18 protein-coding genes are annotated in these 23,854 nt (G+C 43.2%); 6 read left to right on the top strand and 12 right to left on the bottom strand.

The window, feature by feature from the left end; all coding sequences use genetic code 11:
• Positions 1-11 precede the first annotated feature (11 nt).
• The 7 genes from DB520_RS19830 to DB520_RS19800 all read right to left on the bottom strand — a co-directional run bounded on the left by DB520_RS19830 (position 12) and on the right by DB520_RS19800 (position 6,260).
• On the bottom strand, positions 12-989 hold the full coding sequence (locus tag DB520_RS19830) for a metallophosphoesterase family protein (RefSeq protein ID WP_232835069.1): 978 nt from the start codon (positions 987-989) through the stop codon (positions 12-14).
• A gap of 91 nt (positions 990-1,080) precedes the next feature.
• On the bottom strand, positions 1,081-2,589 hold the full coding sequence (locus DB520_RS19825; RefSeq protein ID WP_114751602.1) for an ArnT family glycosyltransferase: 1,509 nt from the start codon (positions 2,587-2,589) through the stop codon (positions 1,081-1,083).
• Between the two features lie 107 nt (positions 2,590-2,696).
• Positions 2,697-3,002 carry a ribosome hibernation-promoting factor, HPF/YfiA family gene (gene hpf, locus DB520_RS19820; protein WP_114751511.1) on the bottom strand — a complete coding sequence of 102 codons (306 nt, stop codon included), beginning with the start codon at positions 3,000-3,002 and terminating at the stop codon, positions 2,697-2,699.
• 30 nt (positions 3,003-3,032) lie between these two features.
• Positions 3,033-3,917, bottom strand: a complete 885-nt coding sequence (locus tag DB520_RS19815) for a tyrosine-type recombinase/integrase (RefSeq protein WP_114751510.1) — start codon at positions 3,915-3,917, stop codon at positions 3,033-3,035.
• A 59-nt stretch (positions 3,918-3,976) separates the two neighbouring features.
• Entirely contained in the window at positions 3,977-4,171 is a 195-nt protein-coding gene (rpsU, locus tag DB520_RS19810; RefSeq protein ID WP_114751509.1) for a 30S ribosomal protein S21, read from the bottom strand.
• Between the two features lie 90 nt (positions 4,172-4,261).
• Positions 4,262-5,038: a DUF2490 domain-containing protein gene (locus tag DB520_RS19805; protein ID WP_198675396.1), complete on the bottom strand. Its 777-nt coding sequence runs from the start codon at positions 5,036-5,038 to the stop codon at positions 4,262-4,264.
• A 79-nt stretch (positions 5,039-5,117) separates the two neighbouring features.
• A complete protein-coding gene (locus DB520_RS19800) occupies positions 5,118-6,260 on the bottom strand; it encodes an acyl-CoA dehydrogenase family protein (RefSeq protein ID WP_114751507.1) in 1,143 nt (380 codons plus the stop codon).
• A gap of 282 nt (positions 6,261-6,542) precedes the next feature.
• On the opposite strand from DB520_RS19800, the gene galE reads away from it, so the two are divergent.
• The 3 genes from galE (at position 6,543) to DB520_RS19780 (ending at position 11,730) form a co-directional block, all read left to right on the top strand.
• A complete protein-coding gene (gene galE, locus DB520_RS19795) occupies positions 6,543-7,556 on the top strand; it encodes a UDP-glucose 4-epimerase GalE (RefSeq protein WP_114751506.1) in 1,014 nt (337 codons plus the stop codon).
• A gap of 36 nt (positions 7,557-7,592) precedes the next feature.
• The gene (locus tag DB520_RS19790) at positions 7,593-9,878 is read left to right on the top strand and encodes a GH92 family glycosyl hydrolase (protein ID WP_114751505.1); all 2,286 of its coding nucleotides are present in this window, start codon (positions 7,593-7,595) and stop codon (positions 9,876-9,878) included.
• Between the two features lie 274 nt (positions 9,879-10,152).
• A complete protein-coding gene (locus DB520_RS19780) occupies positions 10,153-11,730 on the top strand; it encodes an FG-GAP repeat domain-containing protein (RefSeq protein WP_232835068.1) in 1,578 nt (525 codons plus the stop codon).
• Positions 11,731-11,764: 34 nt separating this feature from the next.
• Here DB520_RS19780 and DB520_RS19775 read toward each other — a convergent pair whose 3' ends face one another.
• On the bottom strand, positions 11,765-13,222 hold the full coding sequence (locus tag DB520_RS19775; RefSeq protein ID WP_114751502.1) for a PhoPQ-activated pathogenicity-related family protein: 1,458 nt from the start codon (positions 13,220-13,222) through the stop codon (positions 11,765-11,767).
• A gap of 140 nt (positions 13,223-13,362) precedes the next feature.
• On the opposite strand from DB520_RS19775, the gene DB520_RS19770 reads away from it, so the two are divergent.
• Positions 13,363-14,355, top strand: coding sequence for an N-acetylmuramoyl-L-alanine amidase family protein (locus DB520_RS19770; RefSeq protein WP_114751501.1), 993 nt, complete (start codon positions 13,363-13,365; stop codon positions 14,353-14,355).
• 9 nt (positions 14,356-14,364) lie between these two features.
• On the opposite strand, the gene DB520_RS19765 is transcribed toward DB520_RS19770, so the two are convergent.
• Positions 14,365-14,724: an Hpt domain-containing protein gene (locus tag DB520_RS19765; RefSeq protein WP_157972173.1), complete on the bottom strand. Its 360-nt coding sequence runs from the start codon at positions 14,722-14,724 to the stop codon at positions 14,365-14,367.
• A 169-nt stretch (positions 14,725-14,893) separates the two neighbouring features.
• On the opposite strand from DB520_RS19765, the gene DB520_RS19760 reads away from it, so the two are divergent.
• Positions 14,894-17,143: a Tex family protein gene (locus DB520_RS19760; RefSeq protein WP_114751499.1), complete on the top strand. Its 2,250-nt coding sequence runs from the start codon at positions 14,894-14,896 to the stop codon at positions 17,141-17,143.
• Positions 17,144-17,195: 52 nt separating this feature from the next.
• Here DB520_RS19760 and DB520_RS19755 read toward each other — a convergent pair whose 3' ends face one another.
• From DB520_RS19755 to DB520_RS19745, 3 genes are all read right to left on the bottom strand, one after another.
• The gene (locus DB520_RS19755) at positions 17,196-18,497 is read right to left on the bottom strand and encodes a nucleotide sugar dehydrogenase (protein ID WP_114751498.1); all 1,302 of its coding nucleotides are present in this window, start codon (positions 18,495-18,497) and stop codon (positions 17,196-17,198) included.
• Between the two features lie 141 nt (positions 18,498-18,638).
• Positions 18,639-19,757 (bottom strand): non-hydrolyzing UDP-N-acetylglucosamine 2-epimerase, encoded by a 1,119-nt coding sequence (wecB, locus tag DB520_RS19750; RefSeq protein ID WP_114751497.1) that lies wholly within the window; start codon positions 19,755-19,757, stop codon positions 18,639-18,641.
• 182 nt (positions 19,758-19,939) lie between these two features.
• Positions 19,940-20,761 (bottom strand): endonuclease/exonuclease/phosphatase family protein, encoded by an 822-nt coding sequence (locus DB520_RS19745; RefSeq protein ID WP_232835067.1) that lies wholly within the window; start codon positions 20,759-20,761, stop codon positions 19,940-19,942.
• A 242-nt stretch (positions 20,762-21,003) separates the two neighbouring features.
• On the opposite strand from DB520_RS19745, the gene DB520_RS19740 reads away from it, so the two are divergent.
• Positions 21,004-23,817, top strand: coding sequence for a PAS domain-containing hybrid sensor histidine kinase/response regulator (locus DB520_RS19740; protein WP_114751496.1), 2,814 nt, complete (start codon positions 21,004-21,006; stop codon positions 23,815-23,817).
• Positions 23,818-23,854: the final 37 nt, after the last annotated feature.

The raw sequence follows: 23,854 nt of genomic DNA, 5'->3' as shown, positions 1-23,854 counted from the left end.
GATCATAAAGCCTATCCTTTCCCTAGGGGTAGAAACTCCACATCCAGGAACCCACCCATGGCATTTGGGGGTGCTAAAAACTGTGGAATGCCATTGACTATATCAATGGTTTGTTTATGTACATGCCCCGCAAATACTGCTACTACTTTACCTCCCTGGAAAACTTCCTTATGAAAATCAAAGGTAATAGGGGAATGCCCTTTCTCGGGCCACCTCTCCCTTCCCTCAATTTTAAATCCCGTGTCTGTTTTTGCTCCCCATTCCGGGTGGCCACATCCATAACCAACCGATCTACCAGGTGCGTATAAAGGGATGTGTACTAATAGGACTACTTTGGCATCCGTATTGGATTCCTTTCTGAAATAGGCTAGTTGCTCTTCCGTGATTTCGTAAAGTGAGTTGTCCATGCTGATAAATTTGATACCATTGATACTCTGGCTATTCATCAGAGGATGACCACCTTGATAGAGGGGTTTCAGTCTTTTTTCAATCCAGGTTTCCCTCAATTCATGCAAGCTGCCTTTCATTCCCTCATAGTGCCAGTCATGGTTGCCTGCTGTATAGAGATAGTTTATACCGCTATCGGTTAATAGTTCCATGACCCATTCGATCGCGGATTCTGAGGGAAAGCTAAATATATCCCCGGAAAGGCCCAGTAAATCCACTTTTTGTTCCTTGGCCAAGGAGATGGTTTCTAGGAATGATTTTTCGGGGTTGGTGCTTTCCCCTGTTTCAAAATGTATGGTTTCGTTATAGGCTTTTGCCATTCGCCCACTATAAGGCTGGTAGAGCTTACCCCTTTCATCATCCATGAAGAGGTGCGTGTCGGTGACATGTAATAACCTTGTAGGTGCAGGGATTCCTCTTAGGTAGCACTTCACCTCATTGCCTTCGGTACTAAAAGTAACCTCACTTTGTTCCATTGGTAGGGTGAGAGGGGCTTTGGCACGGAGGAGAGCATTGGGAAATGTCAAACCTAACGCGGACATTAATAACCGGGGTATAAATTTTCTTCTATTCATATGCAATCCATCTCTTTTCAATACCAATCCGTAAATTCCTCAAAGCTAGCAGCTCAAATCAATAAGCCTGCACATCCACCTCTTCAAGATAGTGATAATTCCCCAACATCTGAATCAGAAAAACCCTTACGGGTGTCCCTCGATAATGGATGGTCAGTGTTTCTTCATGAAGAAGGTTTTCAAAGGCTTCTTGGACTGGGGGCATGCTATCTTCCCCCCATTTCACAAAGATGCCTGCATAATTCTTGTTTTCGAATTGTTCCAAGCCAGGCCAAAGGTCAAATTGGTTTTTTCTCCTTCCCAAGTTGGGGTTGTAGGTTTGCGGGTGTCCTTCGAGGTAAAAGCTCAAGGAGGAGGCCACATGGTAGGTATCACTAAATACAAAATGCTGCTTGAGGTTTAGAGAATCCTTTAGGAAATCCACCCTTTGTCCCAGTTCCTTGTACCCTGCAAGACGGGCAAAAGGGTCCTTATCCGGCCGCAAGACCTTTTTGAACCCGATAGCATCTATAGGCGCAGGGTACATGATCAATATGAGTAAAATGCCAGAAATAATTGTGGCTATCCTGGTATAGCTTAGCCAGCGCTTATTTTGTTGAATGGCATATGCAAATGCAATTGGCAAAGACACATAAACGAAAGCTGGCCAATTAACCTCAACCCTTTTTACCAGGGAAACCCCCAAAAACAACATCCAAGTTAGGACAACCGGCAAAAGCAGGAAAAGTAACCTGTCGTCCATTGTACTCCGCCATTTTTTTATCGCCAAAACAAAAAGGGGTGCCAAAAAAACCGAGATCACCGCAATTTGGCCTCCAATATATTCCCCCATGAACTTGGCGGCGTCAGTCCATTGAAAGCCCTGCCCGGTACCGCTTACACCACCCAAAGTGCCAACATGACGGAAGGTTACCCAATCGTTTTGCAAATTCCAAATCAATATAGGGATAAAGGACATGGAAGCTATTAGTATAAAAACCAGAAACCTACCGCTGATTATTTGCCTGTAATCCTTAATAAGGAGAAAAAGGAGGGTGTAAGGAAGAATGAGTACCATTACATTTTTTGATAAGATACCCAGGGCGGTAGCTATACCGGCAAGGAGCCAGTAGGTCAATCGATGAGAATGGGTGGCTTTCCAGATCAATAGTATGGACAAAGCCCAGAAAAAAACCAAGGAGGAATCCGTGGTGTGAAAAAGGGAAGCCAAATGGTAAAAAGGCATCACCAAAAGCAAAATGGAAGACCAATAAGCAAGTTTGGCATTTTTAAACATGCTTATTGCAAGCTCGAACAGTACCCATGCGGTACCGGCCGCGAAAAATACAGCATTAATTCGAACGGCAAATTCCTTATGGCCAAAGAGGAAGGTGCTGAACCTGTTATAAAGGGCGATCATCAGTGGTTTACTGTAGTAATTCCAATCCAGGTTTCTGGACCATAACCAATATTGGGCCTCTTCTGTGAAAAGGCTCAACGGGGTAAACAGGGTGAACTGTATTTTGAAAAACGAAACGACTGCCAGGGAAATAAAAAGGTAGTTTCGGTATTGCTGCGTTTGGCCCATGGTGGAAATTTTAGGGCAAATATGGTTAAAAATGTTGGAAAAGAGCCAAAAAAAAGGCTGCCCTTTCGGACAGCCCCCAGGGGCGAGCTCCACCCCCATTTAGAACCTTATTGTTTGGCGAGAACCATTTTTTCCTTGTACTTTTTTATTTGCCTTCTCAGGGCTTCAACGGATTCGTCGGCTGCTGCTTCAAAGGAATCGTTTCGGCTCTTGGCAAAAAATTGCCTTCCAGGGACATTCAATTTTATTTCTACGATTTTGTTTTCGCTTTTGTCATTTTTATCCAATCTCATGAAAACTTCCCCATCAATGATCTGATCAAAGTAGGTTTCCAGTTTATCCGATTTTTTTTGGATAAAGTTAATCAATTTGACATCAGCGTCGAAATGAATGGAATGCATTTGTAATTTCATGGTGTTTACAATTAAAAGTTAAACTTTTATTTAAGCTTTAGGATGTGCCTGTTCAAACACAGCCTTAAGTTTCTCTATGGAATTGTGGGTGTAAACCTGAGTAGCCGCCAAACTGGAATGGCCTAAAAGGTCTTTAACGGCATTGAGGTCTGCCCCTTTATTCAGCAAATGGGTGGCAAAAGTGTGCCGGAGTACATGAGGACTTCTTTTGGAAGATTGGACAAAAAGATCGAGATTTTTCCTAACTACACGGTATATCATCATGGGGTATGCTTGCTCCTTACTTTTTCTAACGATAAAATAGTCACTTGTATTGAGAATTGAAAACGTTTCTTCAAATACTTTTTTATAAAGAATAATATTTTTTTTAACCCTGACCGACAGGGGAATAATTCTGTTTTTATTTCCTTTTCCAACAACCTTTACTTGGCTTTCATAAAGGTCGATTTCAGACCATTTCAAGCCTATCAATTCGGATAGTCGCATGCCGGTAAGATATAGAACCTCAAGAATGATCCTGTCCCTTTGCCCTTCGAAATTTTCCTCAAACCTCATTTCTTGCAATATTTCCTCCATAGTAGGTTCCGGGACAAAAGTGGGTAAGACTCTACCTTTTTTCAGGGCTTGGATTTTGTAGGTAGGGTCTTTGGAAATCACCCCACTGCGAAGCAAAAACTTGTAAAAGGAGCGAAGAGTGGCGATTTTCCGATTAATACTGCTGGGTGCAAGAGATTGTTCGATCAAATCGATTACCCAGGCCCTGATATGAGGGTGTTCTGCTATGGAAAACTCTTCGAACTCGAAGGAGGATTTCAAAAAATGCTGAAACTGTTCCAGGTCTTTTTGATAAGCCAAAACAGTATGTGGACTTACCCTTTTTTCGTGCTGTAGGTAGTTGATAAAAGAAAAAAGCATATCGGTTACTTAATTCACCAATATGCCTATTCTTTTCCGAAAAGAAAAGTTAACTGAATTTAATTGTTCTCTTGATCCCGCATTTTTTGGCGGTAAGCAGCACGAATTACTTCAGACCTCCTGGTTATAGAAGGTTTTTCGAAGTGCTGACGGCTCCTCAGTTCCCTGATTACACCTGTTTTGTCAAACTTCTTCTTGAAGCGTTTCAATGCCTTTTCTATACTTTCGTTTTCTTTTACGTTTACTACTATCATATTGTACACCCCCTTTCAAGCTTGCAAAGGTATAAGATATTTTCTTCAATAAAAACCTTTTGTGAAAAAAGGAATTAGGATGAGTATAGCCTACCTTTTTTTACGGATTTGATGTCTCAGGGTAAACCTGAGGTTCTCGTAGTCAAATAAGGTGTCAAATTCGTATTCTCTTTCAATGGATTTAAGAAACCCAAGTTGGATTTGCAGGTTTTCGCTTAGGAAGTATTTTACACCAAAATAATACCGGAGCGTATTTAGCCATTCATCTATGGAGTCATTGACCATGATTTCAGCGTTGGTTTCAAAATTTAGGTGCCCTCCTTTTTCCTCTTTGTCCAAAAGGTTGATGTCCATAGCCATCATGTACCTGGACCTGAGGGTGAAGCTGTACGTCCCTGATAGTTCCTCTGTCACCTTCTCTTCACTATTTATATGCCTGACGGTGTCCCCCACAAATCGTTGCTCTATTCTGATCCGGTGGTTAAAAGAAAACCTGTCCTCACTGTAGGAGAAATTCACCTCTTGGTGAGGGCGGATTTCGGGTTGGATCACATCCGTAAAAAGGCTATAAAGCATAGAATAGGATATTCCGCCCCCGTAGCTTACCCAGTCTTTTTTTTGGTGCAAGAGACTTGCCCTACCTATACTTTGATATTGTCGGCTTTCTTCAGCAAACCTTCTGTTGTCCAGTTCAATTCCCAAATTGGTTTTTTCCCCGGTCTCCACTTCCAGAAAATACCTAGTCCAGTAAAGCCATCCCTCTTCAAAAGTGGAAATTTGGGCTTGTGCACCTGTTTGCAGGAAGAAGGTTACCAACAAAAAGAAGAACCATCTCCCTAAAAGAAAAGGGTTGGAGTTTTTCGACAAGTTTTTTAAAAGATAAAGTATAGGCCTGTTTTGAAGGGAAAAGGCACAAATTCAAAGCCAACTTTAGAATGCCTTCGATTTATTCAAGAATGCACTTGGCAATCACCAATTTTTGAATTTCAGTGGTACCCTCACCTATAGTACAAAGTTTGACATCCCGGTAATACTTTTCTACTGGATAATCTTTGGTAAATCCATATCCACCGAATATCTGTACTGCTTCATTGGAAAGTTTTACCGCAACCTCTGAGGAATAATACTTAGCCATGGCACTTTCAAGCTTCACCGACTTCCCTTCGTTTTTCATAGCCGCTGCCCTGAAGGTCAATAACTTTGCAGCATCCAATTCCGTGGCCATTTCGGCAAGTTTGAAAGATATACCCTGAAAATCTGAGATGGGACGGTCAAATTGATGCCTTACTTTTGCATATTGCAAGGAAGCCTCCAACGCTCCTTCCGCAATACCCAATGAAAGAGCAGCTATGGAAATCCTCCCTCCCTCCAGGAGTTTCATGGACTGGATGAACCCTTCCCCCACTTTTCCTAAGACATTCGATTTATGCAGCCTACAGTCCTCAAAAATCAATTCTGCAGTTTCGGAAGTTCTCATGCCGAGTTTGTCCTCTACCCTGCCCCCTCGAAAGCCTTTGGTGCCTTTTTCAACAACGAATGCAGTCATGCCACGGGAGTCCCTCACTTCCCCTGTACGGGCAATCACCACAGCCACATCCCCGGATACCCCGTGAGTGATGAAATTTTTTGTCCCATTGAGCACAAAGTAATCGCCATCCTGCTTAGCTACGGTTTTCATATTTGCGGCATCAGAACCGGTATTGGGTTCGGTGAGCCCCCAAGCACCCAGCCATTCACAGCTAGCTAGCTTGGGTAGGTATTTTTGTTTTTGTTCCTCATTACCAAAAAGCATGATGTGCCCGGTACAAAGGGAATTGTGTGCCGCCATCGACAGGGCTATTCCCGGATCCAGTTTAGCCAATTCCACAATTGCAGTGATGTATTCAAAATAACCAAAGCCGGATCCACCGTAATTGGTCGGTACTAGGACACCCATTAGCCCCAGTTTACCTAGTTCTTTGATAAGCGATAGTGGGAATTCTTGCTTATCATCCCACTCCTTGCGGTATGGAGTGATGGATTTAGCTCCAAAATCCCGAATCATGTCAGCAATCATGACTTGATTCTCATTGAGCGAAAGATGGTTCATAATAAAATTTAAGTTAAGTGTGTATTAGGCTGTTTTATATTTTAGGTATACTTTTTTTGATCCAGAAAGTTTCATCTGTTTATAATTTGTTTTTTTATTGGTCAGACCTGACTGCCATGCCTTCGGCAGGTAAACCGTCAGGCAGGTAGCTTGCCCCCAACTGGATTCAGGGGACTAGTTCCTGGAATCCCTTCCTGTGGCGAATTCGTCATGCAAGTTTCAAAGTACTGGTAAAATCCCCAATAGTTTTCCAAAAATAGCAGGAAGACTTATATTTGGTTCATGGAAAAGATTTTAATTACAGGGGGAGCAGGTTATATTGGTTCCCACACGGCGGTAGCACTAGTAAATGCGGGCTATCAGCCCATTATTATCGATAATTTTTCAAATTCCGACAAAAGTGTGCTAAATGGCTTAAGGAATATATTGGGGGAGGAGGTTCCCTACTATGATGGTGACTGTAATGATGCGGATCTCATGAAAAAAATTTTCACAGAAAATGCATTGACGGGGGTGATTCACTTTGCGGCTTACAAGGCAGTTGGGGAAAGTGTTGCCCAGCCCCTGAAATACTACAAAAATAATGTGGGGTCCCTATTATTGCTCATAGAAACGATGCAATCTTTTGGGGTGAAAAGCCTGGTTTTTTCCTCCTCTTGTACGGTATATGGCCAGCCCGATCAACTGCCTGTAAGGGAGGACACCCCTAGGAAACTCGCCGAGAGTCCCTATGGCAACACAAAGAAGATTTGTGAAGATATCTTATCTGACGTGACTAGGAGCAAATTAGGCTTGAAAATAATTTCCCTTCGATATTTTAACCCTATTGGAGCACACGAAAGTGCAGAGATAGGTGAACTTCCTTTGGGGGTTCCCGCTAATTTGGTGCCTTTTGTCACTCAGACAGGCGCAGGTATCAGGAAAGAACTTACAGTCTACGGAGATGATTATGCTACTCCAGATGGAACCTGCATAAGGGATTATATTCATGTCATGGACCTGGCAGATGCACATGTGAAATCCATAGAATACCTCAAGGATAAACCAGTGGATTTTTTTGACTTGTTCAATGTGGGCAGGGGAAAAGGCAATACAGTAATGGAAGTAATAAAATCCTTTGAAAAGGTGAGCGGTAAGTCACTAAACTATAAAATTGGAGCAAGAAGGCCAGGGGATGTGGAGAAGGTATGGGCCGATACTACTAAGATTTCCGAGAAACTAAAGTGGAACCCGCAATATAATCTCGAGGATGCCCTAAGGGATAGTTGGAGGTGGCAACTTTCACTTCCCCTTTAATAAGCCTTAATTAACTTTATTGTCAAAGACCGAAAGATGAAAAATCTCATCATTTGCCTTGTCCTTTTGGCCTGTTGCTCTGTCAAAGAAGAAAACTCGATTTGGGAAGAAAAAGAAAGGCCAGTGGATTTGGTATACCCACTTTTGGATGCCGCAAATTCCCGCTGGTTTTATTTTAGTTCCGCCACCAGGCCATTTGGTATGGTAAACTTAAGTCCCGATACCCAGGTTGATGGGGCCTGGAACAGCGGATATAGGTATGACACAGACACAGTGAAAGGATTCAGCCATGTACATGCCTGGCAGATGTCTGGAGTATCTGTGATGCCACTTGCTTTTAAAGGCAATGCTGTCTCTTTCCTAGATGATTACTATTCTCCATTTTCACACGACAGTGAATTGGTGGAAGCTGGATACCATAAGCTGTATCTGGATCGGTATGGGATAGATGCAGAACTTACCGCTACACATAGGGTAGGAATTCATCGATATACTTTTCCAGAAGACAAGGATGCAGGGGTTTTATTTCAATTGGCAGGTACTCTTGGGCCTTGCGAAATGGTGGATGGGAAACTGGAGCAAAAGGATAAGCGTACTTTACTGGGGCAAGTCACCAATTCTCCTACCTCCCGGAGACCGAAGCCCATCACTGTATTTTTCAAGGTGGAGTTTGACCAGGATATTCAGGGTCTGGTTTATTCAAATGAGTCCGAAAATACCATTGTGGATTTTGGTGCAGGGCTTAACAAACCCCTTCATATGAAAGTTGCCATTTCTTATACCAGTTCCGAGAATGCAGCCAACAATCTAGAAGAGGAACTGAAAGGTTGGGATTTTGATGGGGTAGTGGAAGAAACCCAGGAGGTTTGGAATGAAATGCTGAGCCGGATCCGCGTGGAAGGTAATTCATTGGACCAGCGAAGACGTTTTTATACTGATCTTTGGAAAGCTTTGCAAGGCAGAAGAACCCTTTCGGATGTCAATGGAGCCTATCCGGATAATACAGGGGAGGAATTCCGTATTGGGCAAATACCATTAGACGAAAGTGGAAAGCCAAAATTCAGGCATTTCAATTCGGATTCCTTTTGGGGGGCACAATGGACCATTGCAGTGCTTTGGGGCCTGGTTTACCCGGAGATTGTGGAAGAGTTTTGTAACAGTTTTCTCCAATATTATCAGGATGGGGGACTTATCCCAAGAGGCCCCTCTGGTGGTAACTACACCTATGTCATGACTGGAGCGTCTTCCACTCCTTTTTTTGTAGGAGCTTTTCAAAAGGGAATAAGAGGGTTTGACGTAGAGAGGGCTTATGAGGCTCTGAGAAAAAACCACCTGCCCGGTGGAATGATGAGCAAGTCTGGATACGAGCACAAAACTGCTTTTGGTGGTGGGGTTGAATATTACATGGCAAAGGGATTTGTGCCTTATCCAAACCCAAAAGGAAGGTTTGGAGGTCACGAGCAAGGGGCCGGGCAGACCTTAGAGTACAGTTATCAGGACTGGACACTGGCACAGTTGGCAAAAGCACTTGGAAAAACAGATGACGAAGCTTCTTTCTTGCAAAGGTCTGGCAACTATAAACATGTTTATGATGGTGAGACAGGTTGGATGAGGCCGAAAGATGAGAATGGCGAATGGCTGCAACCCTTTGACCCTTATGATTATGCCAATGGTTTCGTGGAGGCGAATGCGGCGCAGTTTACCTGGTTTGTCCCCCATGATTTACCGGGTTTGGCAGAATTGATGGGTAGCAAAGAAAATGCTGCGGAAAAGCTTCATCGCCAGTTTGAAGAGGCTGAGCAACTGGGCTTCACATCAGGGACTTCCCATGCTGTAGAAACTCACCCAGAGTATAGGAGGATTCCCATTAACTATGGTAACCAACCCTCCATGCAAACGGCCTATATTTTCAACTATTTGGATAGACCGGATTTGACACAATACTGGTCCAGGAAGGTGCTCAATGTAGCATTTAGTGCACTTACCCCAGAATTGGGGTATAACGGAGACGAGGACCAGGGACTAATGGGTTCTTTGGCCGTATTGATGAAACTGGGTCTCTTTCAAATGAACGCAGGCACAGAAGAAAACCCAATCTATGAGATTGGCAGTCCCATTTTTGATAAGGCAACGATACAATTGAACCCGGATTTCTACTCCGGTGGTGAATTAGTCATAGAGGCAGAAAACAACAGCAATGAAAACTACTATATCACGAAAAAATCCTGGAATGGGAACAGCATCGCTGGATTTGGCTTAAGGCATAGGGACCTCATTCAAGGAGGGGTATTGAGGTTAGAAATGAGTGATTCAAAACCATGATTTTGGATTTGACCTGATAGGCAGACAAAAAAAGAGGACCGCTACCTTGCCTTTCACGGTTTTACCCTAATGTTTTACCGAGGTCTGGGGCATTGCGGGCTCTTGGTGTTTTATCACCAATTTATTTTTAGAGTGGTTTTTGGAGGAGTTAGTGAAGTAGTTATCATATACCCGGCTGGTTTGTTTTATTATATATAGTACTTTTGTAGCTCCATGGCGTAATTCATGTATACCTGGGACAATCAATAAAAAGCAGTAATTCAATTTCACTATTTTGGCCTTAATCAAGAACGTTTTCCTTTCCCAATTCCTAGCCATGGTAATTTTGCTTTCCTGTGATTCAAAGGACCAAAAGGAGGAAAAAGACAGCGAAAAGACTACCACAGCGAAAGTGGAGCCGGAAAAAGAAGAGGTGTTGGACGGAAGTCAGTTATCCCGCCGTTATTGTGCTGGGTGCCATCTTTATCCATCTCCGGAATTGCTCGATAAGACCACCTGGGAAACCTACATTTTGCCCAGAATGGGGAATTATTTTGGTCTCTATGAATCGGATACTACAAGGGAATTCTTACTCGAAAAAGGAAGACCTGGTGAGCTTGTGGAAAGGAGACAGGTGTTTCCCAAGACCGCAACTTTGGACTCCTCCATATTTGAAAAGATAAAGGCTTATTACATTGAAGAGGCTCCTGAGAAACTGGATTTACCCGAATACCCCAAACCCATAAGGGGTATTCCTGGGTTTGAGGTTAAAATCCCCCCTTATAGGGTAAAGCAGCCCATGACCTCCATGGTGAAATTTGGAAGGAACAACCGGATTCATGTAGGTGATGCCGGCAGGTCTCTATACAGTATTTTGGACTCTGAAATGACCTTACTACGCTCAGCTCCTGTCCCTCAGGGCGCTGTTTGGGTGGAGGAAGGCAATAGCACCTATGTGTTGGCCATGGGAGCATTCAACCCTACCGATATGGATAATGGCGCCCTTCTGGAAATGCCAAACGCAGATATTACCAGAGCCAGGCTGCTTATAGACCAGCTTCAGCGTCCGGTACATGTAGTGGCAGGAGACCTGGACGGGGATGGAGAGGAAGAGTTTGTGATTTGTGAATACGGCAAACATACTGGAGCTTTGGCATGGTACAAAAAACAGGCAAATGGTGAGTATTTGAAAAGGATTTTAAAAGACATCCCAGGAGCCACTAAGGCATACCTTGAAGATATGAATGGAAATGGAAGGCTGGACATTGTCTCTTTGTTTGGCCAGGGGGATGAGGGGATTTTTATTTTTTGGAACCAGGGTAACGGAAGGTTTGTCGAAGAGCCGCTGGTACGATTTCCCCCATCTTATGGATCAAGTTATTTTCATCTTTTTGATTTTAACGAAGATGGGCATCTGGACATCATTTATACTGCGGGTGACAATGCCGATTATGACCCTGTATTGAAACCCTACCATGGGGTGCGCATCTATTTAAACGATGGTAACAATCGATTTAAGGAAGAATTTTTCTACCCTATGCATGGAGCCTATATGGCCATTCCTCATGATTTTGACGGGGACGGCAATATGGACATTGCGGCTATATCCTTTTTTCCTGATTTTGAAAATGGGGCCGACTTGGGGTTTGTCTTGTTAAAAAACCAGGGACAGATGGAATTTCAACCTTATACTTTTGAGGAGGTACAAGATGGGAGGTGGATAGTGATGGATGTAGGAGATGTTGACGGGGATGGGGATTTGGATTTGATCCTTGGGGGGATGGTATTTGGCACTGACTATCAGGCGGCATTTGACAGATGGATGGACAAAGGTATTCCCTATTTAATCCTTGAAAACAAGGCGGCTAATTAGGGGATATAACTCTATATCCTGGGAATTTTTTTTATCACTGTGCCCGATTTATCCTTGAGGTATCAGGGGTAAAGGGGTCGAAAGGATAGGTTTCAGGCAAGACCTTGATTCCGGTTGATACTTTAATGGGCGAATTCCCTGCATAGGTAAGCTCCACAAAATGGCCTTTCCAGCCCTTCTCCGGGGCTTCTATGGGGATTTCGTAGTGTCCATCTTCAGAAAGGCTGATAGTGGTATCCCTCCACTTAGGCCCAAGGACATAAATTCGGAAGTCCCTGGCATCAGGGTTGGTGGCTTCCCATAACTTTACTTGAACTGGGCCGTTTTCCGGATCCACCTTTATTTTGATATGGGTGTCGGTGATTTCCCAGGAATACCTGGGACGCTCCTCCTCCTCGACCAAGCGCTTAAAAAACCCGGCCAATACTTGGGCAGCATCTGTGTCCTTTAAGGAGTGACCGGTGTTTGGCACATAAAGGAGATGTTTTTCCCCTTCGATTTTCTCCCAGTAAAACCTCCAGCTATCGGGTAGAAAAAACTCATCCCCAGATGCATTAATCAGCAATTTGGGAATATCCTTGACCTGCTCGAGATAGTTTAAAGGATCTGTAATTTCGAGTAGCCGGTCATATTCTTCCGTGTTCATCCAGTCCATTATACCTTCTCTTTCATAGTCTTTAATTGCAGGGGACCATTCCCCATAACTTCTCCAATGGTGTTTAAAGGAAGGTATTAGGTCCAAAAGATCTATGACTATGGGAGCCATCCCAATCACCCTTTCGTCCATAGCAGCTGTAGTCCAGGTAGTCCAGCCTCTTTTGGACGCCCCGGCCACCATGTACTTATCAATGGTTGCCCCATGATGTTCCTGAGAGAACTCAGCTACAGCATCTACAGCAGTCATCACCGCCCTTGTCATGGGTAGTCGGGCCAGCCATTCAGCCTCCTCGTTTTTTGCCCCTCCTTCCAGAAATTTCCTCCAACCATATGCAATGATGGCGTCTTCGGTGCGATTTACCAGGCTATCCCCCACAAAATTCAACGGTTGAAAAGGTATATTATGAATATAAATGGTAGGAGCCCCGGTGGCCATGGCCAATTCTGAGGCTTCCTTTGTAGGGTTCTCCGGTAGCTTGGTGTTTTGGCTTCCTCCTCCAATAAAAACGATAGAAACATCCGACTTGCTGTTTTTTGGTAATACCACACTCACCCAATGCCACCACTGGGTCTTGTCCACTATCTCCTCTGAAAGCCAATTCAGGGATTCTACCCGAAGCACATAATAATCATAGGTGTTCTCATTTCTCTCATGAACCAACTCGTACTTTAATTCCCGGTTTTCTTTGGACACATACTCCTTGAGCGGATTGGAGGGTTGGGGATTCTCCGATGGTTGCCCATGCTTCACAGTTGGTTGACAAGCACCAAAAGAAATCAGTATTAGTAAAAATGGGATATTTAACCCTATGAAAACATTTAATAATTTTTTCATTTTGTGGACTATAGTTTAAATGCCAAGGATAATACTTCTTTTTTTACAAATATTACCATTCTCAAAGAATTTTAACTAACTTATTTTGACCAATAGTTTTGTAACTTTCTGCTTTAAGACAACCAGTTTATCTCTCTACCATGATTAAATACCTGATTTATAATTGTATAGCAATTTCAATATTGGTATTAGCTTCTGTATGGGGTACCGCTGGTGAATCAACGGCAAATCTAAAAAATAAAACAGTCTGCTTGGATCCGGGCCATGGAGGCACCTCGGATACAGACCAATACAGGGTGGGTCCAACTGGTGAAAGGGAGGAATGGGTTAATTTAAGAGTCGCTCTACATCTCAAAGAGAAATTGGAGAATGCCGGAGCAAAGGTGATCATGACAAGGGATTCTGACGAGTTTATCCCCTTGGATAGGAGAAGCGAAATTGCCAAAGACTCCAATGCGGACATTTTCCTGTCCATTCACCACAATGCGACCGCTGATACCGCGGTGAACTTTCCCATTGTTTACTTTCATGGCAGTGCCACAGAAAACCTTGCTGGAGTAAAACTGGCCCAATTAGCTGCTCAAAGGTTTAGAGAGCATCTTTTCGGAAATGCAGTGCCTGTGAGTGTGGTTTCGGATTTTACCATTTTCCCCTCCTCCGGAGCAAGTGTACTCCGTGGGACATACGGTATTCCTGGGATAGTGGCAGAGGCTTCCTTCTTTTCCAATCCATCGGAGGAGCAAAGGCTAAAAGTGAAGGAATATAATGAACTTGAGGCAGAGGCCTATTTTTTGGCAATAAGGGATTTTTTTGAACTTACCCCTCAATTGGTAATTCATGATAAAGTAGAACCTAATGAACTTCCCATATTTGAGGTTCTTCAAGAGGCCGAGCGGATGAGACCTGAAGCCAAGTTATGGAAAGAACACGTTGAGCAGGCAAAAAAGCTATTTGAATCCGGTGATTTGGACAAAGCCTTTGAGCTATTTACCCAATCAGCAAAATCCTTCCCTGACTCCTATGTGGCTGGTGAAGCAATGAGATATAGAGTAAAAATTCTGGAGCTAAAGGATAAGACCAATCAAGCAGATAAGGAACGAAGAAGGCTTCATGCTTTTTATCCAGAAGAATGAGTCCTGAACTTACTTAATCTCCCGAAGTAACTGCTGATTAACTTTTTCGAGCCATTCGATGGTGGAATTAATTTTGGGCTCCAGATCTGATGAAGGTAGGTTGTCCTCTGGGGCACCTTCTACTTCCCGTATTAACTTGCTTAGTGGATGGATTTTTATATTGTCAATGCTGGGTTTAATTTGATGAGCTAAGCTTTTTATTTGCGCCAAATCGTTGTTTTCCAAGGAGGCTTTGAACCCGGTAATGGTGGTTTCGGATTGATCTATAAAAAGCTGAAGCATTTGTTGGACAAAGTCCCTACTCCCACCACTAATTTCTTCAAGATCGGAAAGATCATAAAGTTTCTCTCCTTTGTTACCTTCATTCATGGTATGCATAATAGGTACAAAATAGGTACAAATTTTTATAGGGCAAAAATACGCATACTTATTGACATTTCGCTTTTCGATTTTTCCCCTTTTTAGATTAAGCCAAAAAAAAATAGCCTTAAATTGCGTCCCGAAATGGAAAAATAATACGGGAAGGATACAATTTGATATGACGAATTTGAATCATTATTTTAAGATTGCTGAAGAACTAGGAATACAATTAAAACAGGTGGATAGTACGGTGGCACTTCTGGATGAGGGTGCTACGGTACCGTTTATCTCAAGATATAGAAAAGAAGTCACTGGAAGCCTCGACGAGGTACAAGTAGCTGCCATCAGGGACCGGGTTCAACAGCTGAGGGATTTGGATAAGCGAAAAGAGGCGGTTTTAAAATCCATAAAAGAGCAAGGGAAGCTTAGTCCTGAGTTGGAGAAAAAGATAGAGGGCGCTGAGACTATGGCCACCTTGGAGGATATTTACCTCCCTTATAAACCAAAGCGCAGAACTAAAGGCACTGTGGCCAGGGAAAAAGGTTTGGAGCCCTTGGCCAACCAACTTTTTGAACAAGCAAAGGGAGTAGACCCTGCTGCGCTAGCCCTTGAATTCGTGAATGAGGAAAAAGAGGTACTTACCACGGAAGATGCTCTTCAGGGAGCAAGGGACATTATTGCAGAATGGATAAACGAAGATGCAAGTATCCGGAAATCGCTTAGGGAGTTGTTTATTGAAGAAGGGGTTTTTACCTCCAGGGTAATTCCGGGAAAAGAGGAGGAGGCCCAAAAATACAAAGATTACTTTGAGTGGTCTGAACCAATAAAAACTGCCCCATCCCACAGAGTTTTGGCTATGAGACGAGGTGAAAAGGAACTTTTCCTAATGTTGGATGCCTGTCCAGAGGAGATGGATGCCGTTTCTATCATCGAAAGAAGAATCCTTAATGGAGATCACCCCACAGCACAACAAGTAAAATTGGCCATAAGGGATAGTTATAAGCGCTTGCTAAAACCTTCCATGGAAACCGAAGTTCGGCTTTATTCCAAGAAAAAGGCGGATGAGGAAGCTATCCGTGTTTTTGCCGAAAACTTGCGTCAATTGCTGTTATCCGCTCCACTGGGAGAACGGGCGGTAATTGCCATAGATCCGGGTTTTAGGACAGGTTGCAAGATGGTAGCTTTGGGAAAACAAGGGCAATTTTTGGAGTATGCAACTATCTTTCCGAATGAACCCCAACGTAAAACAGCAGAATCGGGAGCTATATTAAAGCATTGGGTGGAAAAGCATCACATTACAGCAATAGGTATAGGAAATGGAACTGCCAGCAGAGAAACTGAATCTTTTGTGAGAGGTCTGGGGTTAGAGGGAGTTATTGTTGTAATGGTGAATGAAAGCGGGGCTTCTATATATAGTGCCTCCGAAGCGGCCAGGGAAGAGTTTCCAGATCAGGACTTGACGGTGCGAGGAGCTATTTCTATCGGAAGGAGGCTTATGGATCCCTTGGCGGAATTGGTAAAGATAGACCCAAAATCCATAGGGGTAGGGCAATATCAGCACGATGTGGACCAAGCCGCCTTGAAGAATTCCCTAGATGATACGGTAATGAGTTGTGTGAATGGTGTAGGTGTGGAAGTGAATACTGCATCCAAGCAATTGCTCACTTATGTTTCCGGATTAGGGCCCTCACTTGCCCAAAACATTGTCCATTATAGGGATGAGCATGGCCCTTTTAAAAGTAGGGAGGAAATCCGGAATGTGCCTCGTCTAGGGGAAAAGGCTTTTGAACAGGCAGCAGGGTTTCTTAGGATCCGAAATGGGGAAAACCCATTAGATTCCAGTGCGGTTCACCCAGAACGGTATGGCTTGGTGAAAAAAATGGCTAAAGATATCGGATATGAATTGAACCAGTTACTAAAAGAAAAAGGAGTTACTGAAAAGATTACTCTCGAAAAATATGTAAGTGATGAGGTGGGGCTACCTACCCTTCGGGACATCTTGGAGGAATTGGCCAAGCCTGGCAGGGATCCGAGGGAAAGCTTTGAGGTGTTTGAGTTTCAGGAGGGTGTAAATACCATGAAGGACTTGAAGGTGGGGATGAAACTACCAGGAATTGTTACCAACATCACCAAGTTTGGGGCATTTGTGGATATTGGGGTACATCAGGATGGCCTGGTGCACTTAAGTCATCTTGCAGACAGGTTTGTGAAAGATCCAACGGAGGTAGTGACAGTAAATCAAAAAGTGGAGGTTACCGTGGTGGAGGTAGATATTGCTAGAAAGAGGATTGCATTAAGTATGAAATCCGATCCATTCGGGGAGAACCCCAAAGGTAAGGGCAAAAGAGGAAACAAAAAAGAGGAAGCCGGCGATGGTGATTTGGCCACCAAACTTGCTATGTTAAAAGGGAAATTTAACAAGAACTAAAGGCATTAGGATGAATAGGGAGCAAAAAGGCTCCCTATTCATTTAACCGTGCTTATAGTCTTGCATCTACTTTGTCCTTGTCCAAAACAGCCTTCACGTCAAAGACTACCTTATATTCGGATTTTTGTATGGGAAGTGCCCTGAATTCCTTATGCGCCACTGCCAAAATCACGGCCGAGTATTGGTCCAAGTCAGGGGCAATTTCTCCTCCTATCATGCTAATGCCATACTCTTCCTTTACTTCTTCAGGATTGGCCCAAGGATCATATACGTCTACAGCCATGTCGAAAGACCTGAGCTCCTTGTAAATGTCGATCACCCGGGTGTTACGTACATCAGGGCAGTCTTCTTTAAAGGTAAAGCCCAATATGAGCACCTTCGAGTCAATTACTTTAAGGTCTTTTCGCATCATCCATTTGATGACTTCCGTGGCCACAAATTTTCCCATGCTGTCATTCAAACGTCTTCCCGCTAGGATGATTTCCGGATGATACCCCACTTCCTGCGCCTTTTGGGCCAAATAGTAGGGATCCACTCCAATGCAATGCCCGCCCACTAGTCCTGGCTTAAAAGGGAGAAAATTCCATTTGGTTCCTGCTGCTGCAAGTACTTCATGGGTGTCAATTCCCATCAGGTTGAATATTTTCGACAACTCATTGACAAATGCGATGTTGATATCCCGTTGGGCATTTTCAATCACCTTGGCGGCTTCGGCCACTTTTATGTTGGAGGCTTTGTGAGTCCCGGCAGTTATGATACTCTTGTAGAGATCATCCACGTAATCGGCCACTTCCGGTGTGCTTCCTGAGGTTACCTTCAAGATTTTCGCAACAGTGTGCTCTTTATCACCCGGGTTGATTCGCTCAGGGGAATAGCCAACATAAAAATCCTTGTTGTAGGAAAGGCCAGAAACTTTTTCCAGTACAGGGACGCATTCATCTTCGGTTACCCCAGGGTAAACGGTGGATTCGTATATCACAATATCCCCATTTCTCAGATATTTACCCACTGTTTCGGAAGCTTTGATCATGGGGGTCAATACGGGCTTATTATGTTTGTCCGTAGGGGTAGGCACAGTAACAATGTAAACCGTAGCCCCTTGGAGCTTTTCAGGGTCCTTGGTTGGGAACAAACCAGCCTTAGGCTCCTTGACCAACACCTCCTGTAAATCCTTGTCCTCGATTTCTCTGGTAAGGTCCTTGCCTTGATTTAGTTCTTCAATTCTTTTGGGGGAAATATCAAAACCAACAACTTGATATTTTTTGGCAAACTCCACCGCAAGGGGAAGCCCAACATACCCTAATCCTATTATGGCGATTTTAGCCTCAGAGAGGTTTTTATTTTCAAATTTCATATGATTATAATTTGTTTTTTAAAGGCCATATAGCCTGCCCCGAACTCGCTTCGGGAGAATCTCGCAATCTTAATCATTTCCCTGTGTGACACTTGTGTCATGCACGATTTCATTTTGTGAATTAAATATAGCGGATGTACTTCAATTTAAATTAGGTGCAGAATATTTGGGAAGTGTTTGTAAAATAATATCCACGATTCTTGTAGCAGTTTTACCATCCCAAAGTTCCGGAACCTTACCTCTCTTCCACTTTCCAGAAAACAGGTGATTCATAGCAGGTGCAATTGCTTTCGGGTCTGTACCCAACAGCTCATTTGTGCCCTCCAAAATGGTCTCCGGCCTCTCGGTATTGTCCCTGAGTGTCATGCAGGGGATACCCAGGACGGTGGTTTCTTCAGTAATTCCACCTGAGTCGGTGATTACGGCTAGGGATTTTTCGACTAAAAAGTTAAATTCCAAATAACCCAATGGCTCTATCATATACAGCTTATCATGGGATATCCCAATGCTTTGGAGCATCTTTTTGGTCCTGGGATGGACGGGGAATATCAGGGGTAAGTTCCTTGAATTGTCTACGATCTCCTGGATAAGAGACTTCAGTTTTTCTTCTTGGTCTACATTAGCAGGGCGATGAAGGGTCATCACTATGTACTTCTTTTTTTCAAGCCCCACCTCATCCCAAACTGGGGGTTTTGAGAACCTGGGACGGTGTTTTAGCAAAGTATCTATCATGGTATTTCCGACAAAGAAGATGCGGTCTTTTTCAATACCTGAATTTATAAGGTTTTCATTGGCCTTTTGAGAGGTAGTAAAGAAATAATTGGTGATACTATCGGTGACCATCCTGTTTATTTCTTCGGGCATGGACCAGTCACCAGAGCGGATGCCGGCTTCCACATGCGCCACCTTTACATGTAGCTTTTGGGCGGTAATGGCACAGGCCATAGTTGATGTGACATCCCCAACCACCAGGCAGAGAAAGGGCCTTCCTTCGGTCAAAAGAAGTTTCTCATATCCAATCATTATGGCGGCAGTCTGCTCAGCCTGGGTACCTCCTCCTGCACCTAAGTTATGGTGAGGCTCGGGAATGCCAAGTTGTTTGAAAAAATTCCCAGACATGTTCTTATCATAGTGTTGTCCCGTATGGACCAGTCGGAAATCTATTTTTCCCTCTTCTGTTTTTGCTTGATTAATAGCGTCGATGATGGGCGATATTTTCATGAAATTAGGCCTGGCGCCAGCTATAAGGTCAATTAGCATAGGGGATTATATTTTCTAAAAACAAGTGAATCGCAATTAAAGGCTAAAATAAGTGAAGGAAACAGTTCCCAAATAATTTGTTTAGGCAAAAAACTCTATTTCTGGTGATTAGTGGTTCTCACCAGTTCTCTTTCCTGCAGGTGAGACAAAGGTATTAATGATTTTCAAAAAAAAGAAAGTTTTTAGCTTTCAATCGCTATAAGGGCAAAAACTGGTCTATGGTCAGAGGCATGGGTTTCCTCTATTACTTCATGTACTTTGGTTTTCATTCCATGATCCTTTCTCAAAAAGATATAGTCCAAGGTTGTTTTTGGCTGATCCTGAGGAAAGGTTGGGGGGCATTTTCCAAGGCAGGAATCCTCGAAATAGGTTTCTAAGTAGGTGATTGGAGCCGATGATCTTTCGCTATTAAAATCTCCTGCCACAATCAGCGGATCGGAATTTTCGATGAAGTATTCATTCAGGTGCTTTGCTTGCATCAAGGTGTTGGCCTCATTGGTGAAATCCAGGTGTGTACTGGCAAATTTCAGCAATTTCCCGGAACCCAAATCCAATTTCACATATGCTACCCCCCTTGGTTCGGTGTTCTCCTGAAAAGGCAACGCAAACCCACCTTTTTCTTTGATGGGGAAAGAAGTAAGTATCGCATTTCCGTACTCCCCTCCATCGTGGTCTATGGATTTGTGAAAATGCCAATCCATGCCAGTCAACCTAGCCAGTTCCTTGGCCTGGTGCAAGTCCTTCCCAGAACGTTCGGTAAAAACGTCTACTTCTTGTAAAGCCACGATTTCAGCACCACTTTCCGCTATTACCTTCGCTATGCCTTCAATATCTATCTCACCGGATATACTTGGGGGATTGCAGTGATGTATGTTGTAGGTCAGTACTCTAATTTCCGTAGGTGAAGGGGTTTTGTGACCCGAATTTGAAAAATCAGGAATGAAAAACATCGCTAAGCCGAGCAAAGCAAAGGTAGGAATTGTAAATAGTATCCTGTTTTCCATGTGGCCTTGGCGGATTGGGTAAAGAGTTTGGTAAAGTTGAAATTTTTATCCCGGTATGGCAAGTTCTCTCAGGATATTGCTAGTTCTTATGGATAGTTGAATTTGTAATTTATGACAAAAAATATGCTTTATGTCAAACGAAAACAGGAATTTATAAAATTTTATTTTATATTTTTTGATAATTACCTAATTAATTTTCATTTTTACATGTTAGGAATTTTATTTGTTAATAGTTTTTTGGTATGCAAGAATTCTGGATCAGTGATCACCCTTGTAGCGATAATTCCCCTGTCACCGTTCAGCTCAACCATACAGGGTTTGGCGGAAATGAAGCCCTTGTTGATATTCTGGACTTAGCATGTAGTATTTCTGGTGTATCGGCAGCAAGGGTAGAATTAAAAATAGGCGATAGGACAATTTTAGCAGCAGAACTTAATTCCGTTGCTGTTGGTATAGCTTCGGATGAATGTGTTCTTCACACTTTAAAGCTTGACCAGGTCTATGAAAACAGTGTTTTGGGGCAATGCCCTGCTTCTGTTTTTCCTTTTAAAGTAAAGGGAGAACATGGTGCTATGGGCTATTTGATACTTCTAGAAAGCGAAGCCCTCGACTTGCCCCTTGCTGTTAGGAGCCAATTGGAAAAGTTGGCCAACCTTGCTTCAAGGGTATGCAAGGCAAATTTGAAAAGTAGGGTAAAAGAAGGTTTCAGAGAGATTCTCCACGCTCCAAACCTTATTAAGTTTTCCGAATTTTTCGAGCTTTCACCAGTAGGTATAGCGTTGACGGATTTAAAAACAGGACGCTTTATCGATGTCAATTCAGCACTGATTAAGTCAGCAGGATATACCAGGGAGGAATTTCAAGAACTCACTTTTTGGGACATCACTCCCAGCCAATACCATAAGGAGGAGGAGCAATTGGTAGAAAGGATGGCCGAGAATACACATTTTGGACCTTATGAAAAAGAGTATATTAAAAAAGATGGGTGTAATTTCCCCGTTTTGTTGAAAGGGATTAAATTTCAAAATGAAAAAGAGGAGTGGTTTGTATTATGTGTAATCCAGGATATTTCGGAGCAAAAACAAAATGAAAACCAACTAAAGGAGGCTATTGAAGTAGCTCAAAATGCAAATAAAGCCAAATCGGATTTTTTGGCAAACATGAGTCATGAAATCCGCACCCCACTTAATGGGGTAATAGGTTTCACTGATCTTCTGATGAAGACACCTCTTACAGAGACGCAACTCCAATATATGTCTACCGTGCACCATTCCGCACATTCCCTTCTAGACCTTATCAACGACATTTTAGATTTTTCTAAAATTGAAGCAGGGAAAATGGAGCTTTCGGTGGAGAAGACAGATATCTTTCGGCTTGGTTCACAAGTTTCTGATGTTACCAAGTACCAAGCTCATAGCAAAGGGCTGGAGTTGGTGTTGAAAATCTCCCCCTATTTGCCGCGGTATTTTTTCTTAGACAGTGTGAGGATAAGGCAGGTACTGATTAACCTACTCACAAATGCCATCAAGTTTACCAAAAAAGGAGAAGTAATCCTTGAAATCAAAGAACTGGTAAGGGGGGAATCTGGAACAGGGACTTTCAGGTTTTCTGTCAGGGACACTGGTATTGGTATCGCAAAGGAAAAGCAATTGAAAATTTTTGAGGTCTTTGCCCAAGAGGATGCCAGTACCACTAGAAAATACGGAGGTAGTGGTTTAGGTTTGGCAATTTCCAACAAGTTGCTGAACCTTATGGGAAGCGAATTGAAACTGAATAGCCATCCCGGAAAAGGGAGTGAGTTTTATTTCGATCTCAGTGTTTCCACTAAGGTTGGCGAAAGTTTTTCTCCCCAAAAAGCTTTAGGGATAAATCGGGTGCTCGTGGTAGACGATAATGCCACCAACCGTGAATTGATACAAGAGGTATTGATCCGGGAGGGGATTAATGTGGATCAGGCCGAAAACGGCATGGCGGCCTTGGAGTTCTTGTCAAAAGGCAACAAGGTGGATCTTATTCTGATGGATTATAGAATGCCTTACTTAAATGGAATAGAGACGACAATGAAAATAAGGAAAGCTAATTTTACTTCCCTTGTTGATGTTCCGGTCATTATCCTCTCCAGTTCTAGTGAGGAAGAACTGGATGAGCAAACAATGAATAAGCTCAAAATTAGCCAAAAACTGGTGAAGCCCCTGCGTTCTGAACAACTGTTCGAGGCATTTCACAACATTCATTTTCCCGCCCCGATTGTAGAGCCCCGAACAGATGCTTTGGATTTTTCCGGGCTTTTTGAAAAAAGAAATATTTCCATTATTGTGGCAGAGGATAATCCGGTGAACATGAAGCTGACTAAGATTCTCCTTTCCAAAATCAGTCCCAATTTTGAGGTTCGGTCTGTGGAAAATGGCATGTATGCCTATGAAGAATTTATGAGACAACCCTCCGATTTAGTATTGATGGATGTTCAAATGCCAGTAATGAATGGTTATGAAGCTGCCCAGGCCATAAGGAATTTGCCATCTGGTAAAGAAGTGCCCATTATTTCCCTCACCGCCGGAACCGTGGCTGGAGAAAGAGAGAGATGCCTGGAGGCGGGTATGAGTGATTATCTTTCCAAACCGATTGCTCAAGAAAAATTGGTCAAAACCCTCCTTAAGTGGCTTAACAGTGGCAATGTGGATGGATTCCCGGAGAAGGAAACCCTGCCAGCTGTCCTCCAAAAAGACGTTAGGTTTGACATAGCACATTTAATTTCACTTTTTGACGGGGATAAGATGATCGCTGAAGAATTACTGAAGATCACGATAAGTTCGCTCTGGGAAGCTATGGAGCAACTGGAAGCTTCCTTACGTACATGCAGTTTGGAAAAGATAAGGGAACTTGGTCATCGGTTAAAGGGGTCGGCAGGTACGGCTGGATTTTACAAGTTGCTTCCTATTACTGATGCCCTTTTATCGGTGCATGAAGGGGATAAAGAGAAAGTAAAGGAACTAGGAGAAAGCTTGCTGGAAGAATTAAAATTGACGCTCATTGAAGTCCAGGGGGTAAAGTTATAGGATCTGCCATAGTTGGAAGGAAGTTAGTGTTTAAGGA

It is taken from the genome of Pleomorphovibrio marinus (genome assembly GCF_003347495.1).
Lineage (GTDB): Bacteria > Bacteroidota > Bacteroidia > Cytophagales > Cyclobacteriaceae > Pleomorphovibrio > Pleomorphovibrio marinus.
The sequence above is the reverse complement of the archived record's forward strand: the minus strand, read 5'-3'. Positions and strand labels throughout refer to the sequence as shown.

Bases quoted from the DNA above. Each gene is read 5' to 3' on its own strand.
- DB520_RS19830 (WP_232835069.1), bottom strand. From the start codon at position 989: ATGTCCGCGTTAGGTTTGACATTTCCCAATGCTCTCCTCCGTGCCAAA.
- DB520_RS19825 (WP_114751602.1), bottom strand. From the start codon at position 2,589: ATGGGCCAAACGCAGCAATACCGAAACTACCTTTTTATTTCCCTGGCA.
- hpf (WP_114751511.1), bottom strand. From the start codon at position 3,002: ATGAAATTACAAATGCATTCCATTCATTTCGACGCTGATGTCAAATTG.
- DB520_RS19815 (WP_114751510.1), bottom strand. From the start codon at position 3,917: ATGCTTTTTTCTTTTATCAACTACCTACAGCACGAAAAAAGGGTAAGT.
- rpsU (WP_114751509.1), bottom strand. From the start codon at position 4,171: ATGATAGTAGTAAACGTAAAAGAAAACGAAAGTATAGAAAAGGCATTG.
- DB520_RS19800 (WP_114751507.1), bottom strand. From the start codon at position 6,260: ATGAACCATCTTTCGCTCAATGAGAATCAAGTCATGATTGCTGACATG.
- galE (WP_114751506.1), top strand. From the start codon at position 6,543: ATGGAAAAGATTTTAATTACAGGGGGAGCAGGTTATATTGGTTCCCAC.
- DB520_RS19790 (WP_114751505.1), top strand. From the start codon at position 7,593: ATGAAAAATCTCATCATTTGCCTTGTCCTTTTGGCCTGTTGCTCTGTC.
- DB520_RS19775 (WP_114751502.1), bottom strand. From the start codon at position 13,222: ATGAAAAAATTATTAAATGTTTTCATAGGGTTAAATATCCCATTTTTA.
- DB520_RS19770 (WP_114751501.1), top strand. From the start codon at position 13,363: ATGATTAAATACCTGATTTATAATTGTATAGCAATTTCAATATTGGTA.
- DB520_RS19765 (WP_157972173.1), bottom strand. From the start codon at position 14,724: ATGAATGAAGGTAACAAAGGAGAGAAACTTTATGATCTTTCCGATCTT.
- DB520_RS19760 (WP_114751499.1), top strand. From the start codon at position 14,894: ATGACGAATTTGAATCATTATTTTAAGATTGCTGAAGAACTAGGAATA.
- DB520_RS19755 (WP_114751498.1), bottom strand. From the start codon at position 18,497: ATGAAATTTGAAAATAAAAACCTCTCTGAGGCTAAAATCGCCATAATA.
- wecB (WP_114751497.1), bottom strand. From the start codon at position 19,757: ATGCTAATTGACCTTATAGCTGGCGCCAGGCCTAATTTCATGAAAATA.
- DB520_RS19745 (WP_232835067.1), bottom strand. From the start codon at position 20,761: ATGGAAAACAGGATACTATTTACAATTCCTACCTTTGCTTTGCTCGGC.
- DB520_RS19740 (WP_114751496.1), top strand. From the start codon at position 21,004: ATGCAAGAATTCTGGATCAGTGATCACCCTTGTAGCGATAATTCCCCT.